Genomic DNA, 14,344 nt, shown 5'->3' with positions numbered 1-14,344 from the left:
AATTCTTAAACTTTCAGCTCAGTTCGTTTTCAGCATCCCGTCCACGTGCCGGTAGTATTTCGACAGCGTATCCCGCGACCCGGCAAAGAACAGCACCGACACAAAGCCGACCGGCAGCTGTTCCCGAGGATGAAACCCGGCGGTCAGCAAGTACAGGGCAGCAGCAAAGAGAATGGCCACGACACAATTGGCATAGAACTGGGAGTAGCGGTAATGGGCCTCGATCAGTACCTGCAAACCTTCCGTCCGGGCATGAAAGTCCCACATTCACCCGACCGGCTGCCGGATTCCGGTCCAGTGATGCACCGGATCGCACACCAGCCACCGCACCGTACTGACAGTCACCCCGGCCCCGACGGACGCTACCGTCAGGTTCAGAAACCCGCCCACCGCCCGACACTCGCCCCCCGCCGCCCCAACCCACCCCTGCAACCCCGGCACCCCATTGCCCAGCCCCCACTGAGCAATCACCCCTGGAATGAGATGGGCGACCAGAAGACCAATGGTTTCGGAGGTAACGGGCCGCATTGGGGGAGTTTATGCCGGGATTTCTTAAGTCGCAACAAGTTTCCTCACCTTACTCATTGGTTGATTCAATTGCAGATTGAAAACATTATTCTGCATTTCTGAAACTCCGTCTATCGAGCGAATCTTAATTGTCTACATCGTCTCCACCAATACAAATGCCCGAACCGTTTTGGGAAGTTCGGGTTCACAATATCGACCTGGCCCCAAGCCTATATGGCCTCTGCGTCGGCTATGAGCGAGATCAATGGCGAACCGACCAACTTGGTGATCACATTTTTGAATGGTTACCAGAGTTTGCACTCACGCCGTCCGAGTGGCAAGCGATGCAACATGCCAACTCGGTCAGACTGATGCGAAGAGCTGCTCAGCATGTCTACACCACCGCAAAGTTTGCGAACCGAGGCGAGTTCGGTGAACTTTTCCTTCACGCTATCGTGCGCCAGGTCCATAATTCGATTCCGGTAATCTCTAAGATCTACTACAAGTCTTCCAACAACGAAACCGTAAAGGGATTCGACGCCGTTCATGTAGTTGGTCCGCCTGAACAAATGGAGTTATGGCTCGGAGAGGCCAAGTTCTATAATGACATCAAGCGAGCTATTCGGGATGTCATTGTTGAGCTCGAAACCCATTTGGGCACGGACTATCTCCGGTCCGAATTCAATTTGATAACGGGCAAGATCGATAACTCGATCCCGCACGCGGAAAAGCTGAGAAAGCTCCTGTCTCCGAACACCAGCTTGGACGAAGTGTTCAACCGGGCGGCCGTTCCGGTCCTGTTGACGTACGATAGTGAATGCGTGGCGGCACATAAGTCATGCACGAAGGAATATGTGGACAGCTTCAAGTCGGAAATCGAAAAGCATCACGCAAGCTTCCTCCAAGCGCTTTCGGCTAAGAAGGGAGTACCGAAGAATATTACAATCCATCTGTTTCTGCTCCCATTGGCCGAAAAGACAAAACTGATCGCGGTTCTTGAAGAGAAGCTGAAGGCATGGCAAAAAATCTAACTACCCCGCAACTTCGAGACGCTTTACGATCTCTGAAACAGAGCGGACACGATCGATTTGCGATTCTCAAGGCAATCAGTGCATTGGTTAACGTGGACGACGGCAGTGACACGGCCAGGGAGATGGTCCTCCGCGCCCTTGACCAACAGCACTTCTTCGAACCGTATCAGGAAATTCTCGACGCGCTCTCTCGGGCGGTCGGCTTGTTCCCGTACATCGATCCGGAGTCGCTCGGCCTGAAGGATTCAATTGCATATGAATTTCACCGGCCTCTCAACATGCCATCCGACCTCGTTTTTCACCGTGAGCAGGCTAAGATTTATCAGCGGCTACTCGCTGGCGACAGCGTAGTCCTAAGCGCCCCGACGAGCTTCGGAAAGAGCAAGATCATCGACGCGATGATTGCCAGTGGCCGGTATTCGAATATTGCGATTATTGTGCCGACGCTAGCCCTGATTGACGAGACACGAAGACGACTGGCCGTCTTTTCCAAAGAGTACAAGGTCGTCACGCATCTCACCCAACTGCCGGCGGCGAAGAATATTTTTGTCTTTACCGCAGAAAGGGCTGTCGCATACGAGCAATTGCCACAGGTCGATTTCTTCGTAATCGACGAGTTCTACAAACTTGATCCAGGCGATCGCGACGACTCTCGGGCAGTTGCTCTGAGTCAAACTTTCTACAAGCTTCGTAAGGGCGGCGCACAATTCTACTTACTTGGACCGAATATCGATCGTGTCCCCACAAATGTCGAGGGTGAATACGGGTGCTACTTTTACCAAACCCGCTTTGGTACGGTGGTGTCCGAACAAACTCGCGTCGATAACGGACGCGACGAGATGGAACGACTAACCAATCTTGCTTCCGAACTCGAAGGACCGACCCTCATCTTTTGTAGTTCTCCACCGCGAGTCAATGCAGTCGCACGTACATTCTTGGATCGTGGTTTGGGTCTAGCAGCCCGTTGAATTTCCTTTCTTCGCTTGACAGGTCTGGTAGATTGCCGGTGGTTCGGATTTCAGGCATTCAGGGAGGGTGACCGATGGCGTTGGGGAAGCGGGAGGAGTCGCAGCAGCAGGAGTTCTGGACTCCGACAGCGAGTCTCTCCAGAGGACCGGGGCATGTCTTTTATGACAAGCTTAATCAGGTGCTGGCCAAGGCGGGATTCGACAAGGTTCTCGAGGACCTCTGCTCCCCGTATTATGCCAGCACAGGTCGCATGTCGATCCCTCCGGGCGTCTATTTCCGCATGCTGTTGGTCGGGTACTTTGAAGGGATCGACTCCCAAAGAGGCATCGCCTGGAGATGTGAAGATTCGTTGTCACTGCGAAGGTTCCTGGGCATTCCGCTGGGGAAAGAGACCCCGGACCACAGCAGCCTGACACGCATTCGTGATCGACTCCCGCTGGAGATTCACCAGCAGGTGTTCCAGCAGGTGCTCAGCATCATCGATGAGCACGGTCTCCTGAAGCTGAAATCAACCGGTGTGGACTCCACGTTGCTGGAGGCCAACGCCGCCATGAAAACAATCGTGAGAAAGGACTCGGGCGAAGACTGGAAGGAGTTCCTCAAACGCCTGATGCAGGAGGAAGGGCTGATCGAAGAAGACGATGATCCCAGCGACGATGACCTGCGGAAGTTCGATAAAACCCGTCATCAGCAGGGGAAGAAGAAGGTCTCTAATGCCGACTGGGAATCGCCGTCAGACCCCGATTCCCGCATCGTGAAAATGAAAGATGGCCGCACTCATCTGGGCTATAAAGCGGAACATGTGATCGACCTGGAGAATGAGTTCATCCTCTCCGCCACGGTGTGTCATGGGACGAACAGTGATGCCGGCACGCTCATCGAAAGCGTGGTGAATGCCCAGCAGAACGTGATTCTCGCTGGGAGTCCGGAAGAGATTGAAGAGGTTGCTGCCGACAAGGGGTATCACAAGAACGAGACGATCACGCAGGCCACGCAGCTGGGACTGCGAACGTACATCCCGGAGCCGAACTCACAACACCATCGCAAGTGGATCGACAAGCCGGAGGAGGTCCAACAGGCAGTGCTCAACAACCGCCAGCGGATGAGTCGATCCAAGGGAAAGGACCTGCAGCGTCAACGCAGCGAGAAGGTCGAACGCAGCTTCGCCCATGTGTGTGAAACCGGCGGAGCAAGGCGAACGTGGCTGCGAGGATTGGAGAAGATCAACAAGCGTTACCTGCTCGTGACGGCAGCGAGGAACCTGGGCCTCCTCATGCTCAAAGCATTCGGCATCGGCAAACCCAGAGGATTGCAAAGCGGACAGAGGGCACTGCTGGCACTCTGGGGAACCTGCACGCTGCTCTGGGCCGCCCTGAGAAACCGCCTGCGATCGCTCCAGGCAAGGACAGCTCATCCGATGGCGTTCCGAGACATCAACTGGCAATTGACCCCACAGCGACCACGTACACCCCGGAAACTCCAAATCATGCCAACTTCAACGGGCTGCTAGCTGCCCGTTGAAAATCGTCCCTTCGCTTGACAGGTCTGGTAGATTGCCGGTGGTTCGGATTTCAGGCATTCAGGGAGGGTGACCGATGGCGTTGGGGAAGCGGGAGGAGTCGCAGCAGCAGGAGTTCTGGACTCCGACAGCGAGTCTCTCCAAAGGGCCGGGGCATGTCTTTTATGACAAGCTCAATCAGGTCCTCGCCAAGGCTGGGTTCGACAAGGTTCTCGAAGACCTCTGCTCGTCGTTCTACGCCAGCACGGGTCGCATGTCGATCCCTCCGGGCGCCTATTTCCGCATGCTGCTGGTCGGGTACTTTGAAGGGATCGACTCCCAAAGAGGCATCGCCTGGCGGTGCGAAGATTCTCTCTCGCTGCGAAGGTTCCTGGGCATTCCGCTGGGGAAAGAGACCCCGGACCACAGCAGCCTGACACGCATTCGTGATCGACTCCCGCTGGAGATTCACCAGCAGGTGTTCCAGCAGGTGCTCAGCATCATCGATGAACATGGACTTCTCAAGCTGAAATCAACCGGTGTCGACTCCACGTTGCTGGAGGCGAATGCCGCCATGAAGACAATCGTGAGAAAGGACTCGGGTGAAGACTGGAAGGAGTTCCTCAAACGCCTGATGCAGGAGGAAGGGCTCCTCGAAGAAGACGATGATCCCAGCGATGACGACCTCCGCAAGTTCGACAAAGCCCGTCATCAGCAGGGGAAGAAGAAGGTCTCCAATGCCGACTGGGAATCGTCGTCAGACCCCGATTCCCGCATCGTGAAGATGAAAGATGGCCGCACTCATCTGGGCTATAAGGCTGAGCATGTGATCGACCTGGAGAATGAGTTCATCCTCTCCGCCACGGTGTGTCATGGGACGAACAGTGATGCCGGCACGCTCATCGAAAGCGTGGTGAATGCCCAGCAGAACGTGATTCTCGCTGGCAGTCCGGAAGAGATTGAAGAGGTTGCTGCCGACAAGGGGTATCACAAGAACGAGACGATCACGCAGGCCACGCAGCTGGGACTCAGAACGTACATTCCCGAGCCCAATTCACAACACAATCGCACGTGGACGGACAAGCCGGAGGAAGTGCAGCAGGCAGTGCTCAACAACCGCCAGCGCATGAGTCGAGCCAAGGGAAAGGACCTGCAGCGTCAACGCAGCGAGAAGGTCGAACGCAGCTTCGCCCATGTGTGCGAAACCGGCGGAGCGAGACGAACGTGGCTGCGAGGAAGAACGGCTCTGGCCTCGCGATGTCCGAACATTTCGGGTTGAGCCCCCTTGCGTGGATGGAAGACTGCCTCTGGTGTCAGATCCCAAAACGAGGCTTGAGTATGTGCGTTAAATTGCAGATGGTGTTGTGCCACCAACCAGAGGCGGACTTATTTCGGTCCGACCCGCTTCGGTCATGTGTTCGCCATGCACCTCCCCGTGTGGATCCTGATAATGTCTGTGAATCCGTGCAACCGACCACTTCGATTCAATGCCTCTTTGAAACCCACGAAACGATGGCTCACTTTCGTCCTGCCCAGGCAGGGCATGCAGTACATTCGACCTTTACGCCGAAACTTCAATTTGCACATCCGGAAGATGCATCTACCCGTCGTTTACCGCAGCAGCGGGTTCACTTCTCCTTTCAATGTTGAGTAGGCAAAGTCTTAATTTCTCACATCTGTCTTCAAGTGTCCTCCAATTCTTAGAAGGAATTTGCCATGAATAAGCGATCGGGTTTTACATTAATTGAGTTGCTGGTCGTAATCGCCATTATCGCAGTGTTGGTGTCCTTGCTGTTACCTGCGGTGCAGCAGGCACGTGAAGCAGCTCGGCGGTCGCAGTGTAAAAACAACCTGAAGCAGATCGGCCTGGCGCTGCATAACTATCACGACGTACACAATATTTTCCCGCCGACAATGAATACCGTGGTTGCCGGAAATGCTGGTTACTCTGGCCCAAATACCACGGTCTTCCTGCTGCCATTTGTTGATCAGGCGGCACTCTACAACGGTGGTGATTACAATGTTCCGATGAGCTACAATCCGAACTATACGAACTTTGGAAACCGCACCATCAGCTTCCAGATCTGCCCTAGCAATCCCGAAGGAGCAAGACGCTCGGACAACTGGCAGAACGACTCTTTTCTGTCACACGGTGCAAGCTATGTCCCTTGCGGTGGACCAACGAGCGCAGGTGGCTATCCCAATGCATCATCTGATTGTGCAGCTGCAGGGGGGCTTGCTACATTTTGCCCAGACACCAATTGGAGGGATGCTGCTCTGGGAATCTTCGCGAATGGTCTCAATAAGTGGGGCTATTCGGCAAGGTTGCGTGACGTGACCGACGGAGCGAGCAACACCATGGCTTACGGGGAGGTTCGCCCGCAGTTTAATGGGTACTTTGGCGTTTGGGGGTACATTGCTAATGCGTTCACAACGAGAATGAAAATCAACAGCCCCAGCATGAGCACGGTCTCCGCCATCACCCCGTCAGTGGTTTTAGGGTCGTTGACAAAAGATCAGGGAATGTCAAGCCAACACGTCGGTGGCGCTCATGTGGTCATTGCTGATGGAAGCGTTCGGTTCCTCAGCCAGAACATGAGTTTCGTTACTTTTAACTACCTGGGCAACAAAGAGGACGGTCAGGTGCTCGGCGAGTTCTAATTCGTCTTCATATTTGCAGCCCTGACTCACGAACTCAAAGCGATCCTCGCCCGAAGGTGAGTGAGTCAAGGCTGCCTTTCCGCTGCGCAGATCTTATTTGGACACCTTTGGTCCGTCGTTCTGTGTGGGTAGCTTCAGGTTGTCCTTCTTGTGAATGGAGTCGATGTCAGTCTAAAGTGGGGCGTTGACTCTGCGTCCGGGATAAGGGTGTCCCAAATGTTGCCACTTGGTCTGATGTCACTTCAAAGAAAAGTGTTCGTCGCAAAAATCGGAGAGATTGTTTTACGTTCAGTCGCCTTGTGGCAGCCTCGTGAATCAAGCTGCACTGCAGTTCAATCCGGGGCTCGCGTGTCTATCAGGCCTGTGTGCTTGTCGCGTCGAAGTTATGGGTAGTTGTCGTTATACCGGATTCTGCTTCATGCCTGCTTTAAGAAGGAATGCGTGCCATGCCTAAATAGAACCTCCACAGAACCGGAGTGACCATTATTCCCTGGAAAACAGCCGATTTCGTGGCCTGAACCTGAAAATCAGGCCACAAGGACGTGCTGGCGGCGGTTCAGTGTACATGCGAATTTCACTCCGGTTCTGTTGTGGACCTATTTAGAATGTCAACAGTTTGCCTGATATTCCTTTCTTGCAGTAGTTTCATGGGATGCTTTGGCTATAGGGCCGACTCACTGCCGAATATTGTCCCAGTCAGCGGAACTGTGACGTACAACGGAAAGCCGCTGGACCACGGGACCGTCATGTTTACGCCAGAAGATATCGTCAACGGAAATTCCGCCACGGGAGATATTGTGGACGGCAAGTTTACGATGGCGACCACCGCTTCGTCACCAGGCGTGCAGATTGGAAAGTACAAGGTGGCGATTGTTTGTACAGAACTGCACTACCCGCCGCAGCCTGTCGATCCTGAGAAGGTGAAAGAGATCAAGATCGTCCCGTTCAAGCCACTGAAAAGCTTGATTCCAGAGAGATTTACTCGGGTTGACACATCGCAGTTAGAGGTGGAAGTTGTCAAGGGGATGGAACGCCTGACGTATGATCTCAAAGATTAGGGCGTGTTTTAAAGCCGACTTAGTGTAATGATGGATCAGGCGGGGTGGCTCTAACTTGAGTCGCGGAATACGGGAGTCTCATGAGCTGGTTTCATAACCCTTTGTGAGCGCGATTCGGGAGAGCGAAGCTTCTGCTGAGCCGCATAAAAGACCACACGTTCACTGGTTTGAGGCTCGGCAGGAGCCTCGCCCTCCCAGTGATGAAACCGCCTCATGGCATTGCTCAACGAACCTTTCAGGTTCCGTTCGTTCTTCGCAAATTCCCGCCGCTCCGCTTCCTGTTAATTGAGGAGTTTCTGCCAGTTCTGGCGATACGCTTTGCGAACGGCGGTGCGGCTGGTTCGAATCTTCTGCCGGATCAAGCGATGCCGGAGAGTGGCCACACGTTACCAGAAAAAACCTGCGACTTTGCAGATTTCATCTGGTTCGCAGCCTTCATCACCACCTCTTTTTGAATGTCTGTACTACCTAGCCCTTGGCTCGTGGGAGTGTGGCGGCGATCCGGGGAGATTTGTCGTTGGAAAGCTGTGTTGATCGCCGCCGGAACGCCACACTGTCGTGAGATTCGCTGCTAGGATTTTGTATTGAAGCCATGGAGGGTTTATTGACCAGGCCGCGATGGCAGTTCAATCTCAATCAGGGCCTCGCGAGTCAGCAGCAATAGGCCAGAGTCCGCGGGCCAGAGAAGTTGATCTGTACGGGCGAAGGAGGGTGGCAAGGACTTTGCTTGATTGTTCGCGCCTGCAATTTTCAGGAGTGTCGGATTCTCTTGCTGGGGATGAAAGTGAAACAGATCCAACTCCCGACGTCCGGGCCGGACGCCGAAGCAGACCAAGTGGTCGTTTCTGGTTTCAAATCTTCCCGGGGAAAACAAATACTTCCATGGAGGTCCCAGCTTTCCGCTCGATCTTCCCGATTCCATAAGCAACTCGAATTTTCCCGTCTCGGGGTCAAGTTGATACGCACTCTGATCGCTTTGCACCAGGATTCTGCCGCCGGACATCTGATACCACTCTCGTGGATAGTCTTCGACCAGTTCGTACTTCTGAGTCCCGGGCCAGATCCGAAAGAGTCCTCGCAGGTCTCCATACGCTCCACCAGCGATGGCAGCGAACAGCGTTCCATCGTCCGCTGCAGCAATCGCTTTGAGTCTGGGACCGTTGAGTCCGTTTGTATTACTTTTTCCCCTCAGGCCGTTGAAAGGGTGGTCCACAGGCCCTCCACGCCGAGAAAACAGCACGTTTGATGTTCCAGTTCCTGGATCGAGTTCGATCAGACCATACTCTCCCTGCGATGGATCGAGCATACAGTACACTTTTCCATTGGTCGCCACGATTTGCGTAATCTCGTCCGCGGGAAATGGCCGTTGCGTGGGACTTTGCTCACTGTTGTACCTTCTGGAGTAATGGATGGTTGTCCCTCCAGGAGCAAAGTGCAGGACTCCCGCTTGCGAATGTCCCACGAAGACATCATCACCAATCGCCGTGACGGTACAGGATCCCTTCGCAGGCATTTTTTCTGAGAACGTCACATCAGCGACGGATTTCCTGTCCGGCGTCAATCGGATCACGCCAACTCGATAGTCCGTCCAGGTCGCCGCCACGACAGCCAGTCCGCGGTCGGTCTTCACCACTTGCTGCAATTCGATCTGCTTTGGGTAGATCTGCTTGGGAATTTTGCCTGCAAGGTCTTCGAGGCGAAAGAGCACCGTGGTGGTCGGTGATTCCCAAATCAATTCGGGCGTGGCATTCAGAACACCGGGATGACGTTCTCGTAATGCCTCACGACTCCCTCGAAAGCCGGCGGCAAGCTCCTTGTCATGGTGCTTCTCCTCCATCAAATCGACAGCGACGATGAAGTCCGACAGCAACTGTTCCGCGGCGATCACGTCTCCGGTTCGTTCGTAGGCAGAAGCCGCTTCACTGACAGTATATTCCCACAACTGAGGATTTCGACGCAAAGCTCGCGGAATCGCGGCACGGATCACTCGAGAATAACTGTCTGCAATATCTGCTGGTGGAAGTCCCAGAACATTCACCCCTCCGAGATTTGTGACCAAGGTCTGGAGATCTTGGTCCAACTCGGGATGCTGCGGAATCACATCCTTGATCAGTGCATCAATGTACTTGAAGTAATACTGCCGGGCTTTGACGGGGTCTTTGAGCTGATGTTGATAAAAATTCACGCGACGTCGCAGACTCTCGGCTCTGAGGTTGGCGTGCTCCGAGGTGGCCAGGTCATCAAGGGATCGTAAATACACTTCATACAGGTCCGGTCGGCTTTTCCAGGAAGGGATATAATGCAGTTCGAAGTAAGAGGCCCGCATGACTTCGGACAGAAAGTACTCGCGTTCGGTCATCGCCTCTTCCAGGACACGACGATCTTCCATGAGGGCCTCTTCGGGCGTTTTTTGCCACCAATAGCTGCGTGCCGCGATGTGGAGGCTCGCGTAGGTCGATCGCAACTGATTCCGCAAAGGTTTCGTGAGATCTCGAAGCCGGATCGCCACCAGACTCATCTCGCTTCGCAAGGCTTCAAATTTCTCCAGGTTTTCCGGACGTGACATATCGAGGTACATCGTCAAGTAGCGGAGACGATGCAGGCAATGCGAGATCTGACGGAGAATCGTTTCTAAGTGAAAAATTGGATGCCAATTTGCCTTCGGATTCTGTGGGAAATCCGGGTGATCAAGAATCTGGTGTGAAAGAGTCGTCAGTAGCCACAGCATGGGAACCACATCGTCATTGAACTGTTGAAGTCGGTCTCCATGAAGCGGCTCCTGTCCCCAGACACGAAAGTCGAGTTCCGGACAACCGGCATTCAACAGCAGCACCTGCACTCGAAACGATTCCGGATCCAGGGCGTAAGCTGCGAGCAGGGTCCGCGTGGCTGCTTCGCGTTCCTGGAGATCCAGCAGTCGTTCCGCTTCATCAGCGAGCAATGCTGCTTCAGCCTGATTTTTGAATTCTCCCTCGACCAGTTGGGCACCGAGGAGTTCCCTGGCAGCCAGCAAGACTTTTTCAGAAAGCAACTCGGGATGTGAAAAAGGGGCGGTCACCTGTAACGACTTCACTTCGCTTCCAGGGAGTCGGCGATTGACCCGCACATGTGCCAACACTTCGGGTGAACTTGCCTCCAGCCAGAATTCCCCTTCAATGCGGACCATGGCGCCGCGCAGTGCAGCCGGCAGCTGATTGATGGTGAGAGCGCGTTCTTCAATCAGCGGCCGTACTTGTTTACGCTCCATCAGCAAGATGCCCGGTGACCCAGCCAGCCTGTTTTCAAGGTTGCTGGTAATTACCGGACCCAGCCAATCGGCGTGCCGGGAGATATCCCGGCTGCGGAAGTCTCCGACCGCGACGAGTTTCAGCCCCTCGACCGATTCCCGGATTCGTCGCAACTGAGAGTGGATGTGACTTGTCATCACCGACAGCGAGTCTTGCGATCCCTCCTCCAGAAGAGGAAATGCCGCGTCTGAGAACTGAATCCCTTCTCGGGTCTCCACGATTTTCAAACGAACGGCGGATCGGACTTTGGAAGGGCTTTGTGCTGATGATTCGGCAATCGGGTCACTTTGCAGGATGAGAAGCACATCCGCTGCGAGCAGCTTCCCGGTCTGCAGTGACTCTTCAGGCGACTCAAATGTCGTCGACAATCGTTGCTCGCGTAAGATGCGAGCGATCTCCTGGCGCTCCAGCAATTCAATGGCAGGATTCTTTGAAAGCTCGAGGAACAGCAGATCCAGAACTGATCCCGGAAGCGGTTTCCCGACTGTTGCTTCGACAATTGCCACTTTTACCGGAGGACTTGTTGTGACCTCCTGAGCAAAGCTGACTCGGGCAATCAGGATCAGGCTGCAGCTGAGCAATAAATTCGAGAGGCGAATTCGATCGGCCACGATATATTCCCGGTGAGTTGTTCCGTTCGCTGTTCCTGTCTATTTTCTCGAAGCTAATCTAAAGACGTGGTCCAAAGATTGATATTTCCGAATTCCGAATGAAAACGCAAATTTTTCAAGAAATTTAGCGCAGGTTTTCACCGCTCTCGCGTCTCACTCTCTAATACGATCGTCGTAGCCAAAATCATGGGCCCTCAGAATTGATGACCGGCTGATGACTGAATCTGTCTCCACTAAACGATCGTTGTTATCTCCGAAGGAAGCAGTGGGCCAGGCATCGGATGAGGCCTTGTTGAGTGAATGGCGCAGGTCCGGGGCACAAGAGCCGGTGGCGGCACTCGTTCAGCGGTATCTCAAACCGGTCCGCAGATTTGTGTTTCAAATGGTTCTGCACGATGCCGCAGCGGATGATTTGACTCAGGAAGTCTTTTTACGGGCGGTGCGAGGAATGGAAGGGTTCGCAGGACGGGCGAAGTTCTCGACCTGGCTGTTTCAAATCGCTTCGAACGTGGCGACAACACATTTGAAGACAAACCTAAAGAATGGACGTGCAGCGAGGGATGCTGCGTCGTCGCAACAGAGGCGTTCCCATGAGCCGGTCGATCATCTGCTTCAACAGGAATCGATCCGTGCGATTGAGTCAGCCATGAATGAACTTTCACCCAAACATCGAGCTGCCCTGGTGCTGACCTGTCTGCACGGGATGACAGCAGAGCAGGTCTCCGAAATTGAAGGCTGCCAGGTCGCCACGATCTACTCCCGCGTGCATGAGGCCCGCAAGCAACTCAAACACTCGCTAGAGCGGTTTCGCCAATAATCTATTACGTTCCGCAGGCGATCATATGGACTTTCATGCGGTGAAAATCCTGAATCGCCTGCACATGATAGACCAAACTGGTCTAGGAGACGTGCTGCCATGAACTCCGACGCTGAAAAAGATTCATTGGAACAGATTCTCGTGAATTGGTCTGAAGCTCATGAACCTCAGCAGCCGGATCTGCTGGCGTTGCAACAGCGGATCATCAATGCCTTGCAGAGAAATGCCGAATCCTCTGACGCGGACTCCGCCAACAGGTCTGTTCATGAACTTCTCTCGACAAAACGCGGCAGGTATGGGGCGGTGATCATCACTGCTGCTGCGATGTTGCTGGTGGCACTGACGCTCCGGTTTCAGTTGAGGCCGACCCCCATGAGAAGTTCGGAGACCATCGCAGAAGCATCTGCATGGCAATCCCCAGAAAGTTTGAAGAAGCATGCAGCGTTATTTCAGGAACTGCAGCAACTCTTCGACCAGCGGATCCGCTGCGTTGCTGAATCCGACCAGACGTTGACGTTTGAGCTTGTGGAAGAGGGCGAACTTCCGGACCCGGAGAGCTGGCGACCGCTGTCCATTCGCATCGTCCTGCAGCGTCGAGTACCCGGAGAGCGGGACTGGACGCCGGTCAGCCATGTCAATGTCGTATCGAAGCCAGAACAGGTCTGCCGGTTGACGCTGGGGCCAAGTCAACTTCGACTCTGGGCATTTCGCCTTCCCGATGGCATGATCCTGGTTGAAAGTGAATTCCCCCTGACGGATGGAATGGGGCCGCGGATGGCCGCGTCGCAACTGCTCCCTGAAGGGGAGGCGAGGGAAGTGCTTTCAGTTGTCAGCGATGGAGTGGAATACCGAGTGATGGAATCTGCTGTATGGCTGGAAGGGTGAACCGAATGACATGCCTTCGGACCATCTGGATTGTCTTAACCCTTGCGGGCTGGGGGATGTCGTATGGCTCACTCGTTGCAGATGACGAACCGGCGTTCAAACTCAGATTTCCCAGTTCGCAGGCGGCGGTGTTCGGCGACGTCGGGCAGGCCTGGACGATCAGTCTCGATGGCACGCTGCCCGACGATGCCCTCCTCAGCTGGGAATACTCCGCGAATGATCGAATTCTTTCCCGTGGCGAAGTTCCAATTGAGATGACCGATGCCGGATCTCGGGCACGCATCTCGCTGCACACTCCACCGGTCAAGGACGGAGTCACTTTCCAATCAATGTTGACGGTCACCCTGAGCCAGCAGGGGAAGCTCCTCGCTCAGGATCGAATGCCGGTCTGGATCTTTGCCAACGACCCGTTCTTTCAGCGTCATGAGTGGCTGAAAGAGCTGGATTTAAGAGTTCTCGACCCCGGCCAAAGCACGCGCGAGACATTGGAACGGGCACATGTCCCGTACGATTCGATTAAGTCCACCGACCTGGTGAAATCTGAACCACTGAGGATCGTGATTGCGGATGGCATTTTGTTAGATAAGAACCGTACACAGGGAGAACGTCTCCTGCGTGCTGCTGCGTCCGGGACTCAAGTTCTGCTGATCTCCCCTCGACGTGGCTCCATTCCGATTCCCGGAGCGATGGTCGGTCAGATGGAGGAACTGGAAAGCCTGACTTTTTGCAAAGAGGAAGTGATCACCCGGTTCGATAAACGGCTCGACGCTCGGACGTGGACGTCTGCGGACTCCGAGCTGCACCAAGTGCATATCAGTATAAGTAACGGCCTGCCCGCCCTGTTCGTCAGCCAGGAGAAGTCAGGCTGGGAATGGGTCGAGGCCCGTTTTCACAACGGTGGTCGATTCATCCTCTGCAGCTATCCCTTGTTTTCAACGTGGGATGATGGACCAACTTCCCGGTACCTCTTTGCCCGGATCCTTGAATCTCTGGAGCATGATCGGCCGGTCGATTGAACCT

At 54.3% G+C, this 14,344-nt stretch carries 12 protein-coding genes; 9 read left to right on the top strand and 3 right to left on the bottom strand.

Features of this window, described 5'->3' with window-relative positions; translation table 11 throughout:
- Nucleotides 1–18: 18 nt before the first annotated feature.
- Nucleotides 19–267 carry a hypothetical protein gene (locus tag SH661x_RS13620; RefSeq protein WP_437222313.1) on the bottom strand — a complete coding sequence of 83 codons (249 nt, stop codon included), beginning with the start codon at nt 265–267 and terminating at the stop codon, nt 19–21.
- The gene (locus SH661x_RS13615) at nt 268–528 is read right to left on the bottom strand and encodes a hypothetical protein (protein ID WP_437222311.1); all 261 of its coding nucleotides are present in this window, start codon (nt 526–528) and stop codon (nt 268–270) included. It abuts the gene before it with no gap.
- A 155-nt stretch (nt 529–683) separates the two neighbouring features.
- Between SH661x_RS13615 and SH661x_RS13610 the strand changes: the two genes are divergently transcribed.
- The 6 genes from SH661x_RS13610 (at nt 684) to SH661x_RS13585 (ending at nt 7,724) form a co-directional block, all read left to right on the top strand.
- A complete protein-coding gene (locus SH661x_RS13610; protein ID WP_437222309.1) occupies nt 684–1,538 on the top strand; it encodes a HamA C-terminal domain-containing protein in 855 nt (284 codons plus the stop codon).
- The gene (locus tag SH661x_RS13605) at nt 1,523–2,506 is read left to right on the top strand and encodes a DEAD/DEAH box helicase (protein WP_437222307.1); all 984 of its coding nucleotides are present in this window, start codon (nt 1,523–1,525) and stop codon (nt 2,504–2,506) included. Before SH661x_RS13610 ends, SH661x_RS13605 begins: the two co-directional genes overlap by 16 nt.
- Before the next feature lie 74 nt (nt 2,507–2,580).
- Nucleotides 2,581–4,017 (top strand): transposase, encoded by a 1,437-nt coding sequence (locus SH661x_RS13600; RefSeq protein ID WP_437222305.1) that lies wholly within the window; start codon nt 2,581–2,583, stop codon nt 4,015–4,017.
- A gap of 85 nt (nt 4,018–4,102) precedes the next feature.
- Nucleotides 4,103–5,284, top strand: a complete 1,182-nt coding sequence (locus SH661x_RS13595; RefSeq protein WP_437222303.1) for a transposase — start codon at nt 4,103–4,105, stop codon at nt 5,282–5,284.
- A gap of 437 nt (nt 5,285–5,721) precedes the next feature.
- Nucleotides 5,722–6,666 carry a DUF1559 family PulG-like putative transporter gene (locus tag SH661x_RS13590; RefSeq protein ID WP_437222301.1) on the top strand — a complete coding sequence of 315 codons (945 nt, stop codon included), beginning with the start codon at nt 5,722–5,724 and terminating at the stop codon, nt 6,664–6,666.
- 647 nt (nt 6,667–7,313) lie between these two features.
- Entirely contained in the window at nt 7,314–7,724 is a 411-nt protein-coding gene (locus SH661x_RS13585; RefSeq protein WP_437222298.1) for a hypothetical protein, read from the top strand.
- Between the two features lie 601 nt (nt 7,725–8,325).
- Here the strand turns inward: SH661x_RS13585 and SH661x_RS13580 are convergent.
- Nucleotides 8,326–11,622, bottom strand: coding sequence for a hypothetical protein (locus tag SH661x_RS13580; RefSeq protein ID WP_437222296.1), 3,297 nt, complete (start codon nt 11,620–11,622; stop codon nt 8,326–8,328).
- Nucleotides 11,623–11,836: 214 nt separating this feature from the next.
- Here SH661x_RS13580 and SH661x_RS13575 point away from each other — a divergent pair, with 214 nt between their 5' ends.
- The 3 genes from SH661x_RS13575 to SH661x_RS13565 all read left to right on the top strand — a co-directional run bounded on the left by SH661x_RS13575 (nt 11,837) and on the right by SH661x_RS13565 (nt 14,340).
- Nucleotides 11,837–12,439, top strand: coding sequence for an RNA polymerase sigma factor (locus tag SH661x_RS13575; protein ID WP_437222293.1), 603 nt, complete (start codon nt 11,837–11,839; stop codon nt 12,437–12,439).
- Between the two features lie 99 nt (nt 12,440–12,538).
- Entirely contained in the window at nt 12,539–13,324 is a 786-nt protein-coding gene (locus tag SH661x_RS13570; RefSeq protein ID WP_437222290.1) for a hypothetical protein, read from the top strand.
- Nucleotides 13,325–13,329: 5 nt separating this feature from the next.
- Nucleotides 13,330–14,340 carry a hypothetical protein gene (locus SH661x_RS13565; protein WP_437222288.1) on the top strand — a complete coding sequence of 337 codons (1,011 nt, stop codon included), beginning with the start codon at nt 13,330–13,332 and terminating at the stop codon, nt 14,338–14,340.
- Nucleotides 14,341–14,344 lie beyond the last annotated feature (4 nt).

Source organism: Planctomicrobium stercoris (assembly GCF_051465655.1).
Taxonomy (GTDB): Bacteria; Planctomycetota; Planctomycetia; order Planctomycetales; family Planctomycetaceae; genus Planctomicrobium.
The sequence above is the reverse complement of the archived record's forward strand: the minus strand, read 5'-3'. Positions and strand labels throughout refer to the sequence as shown.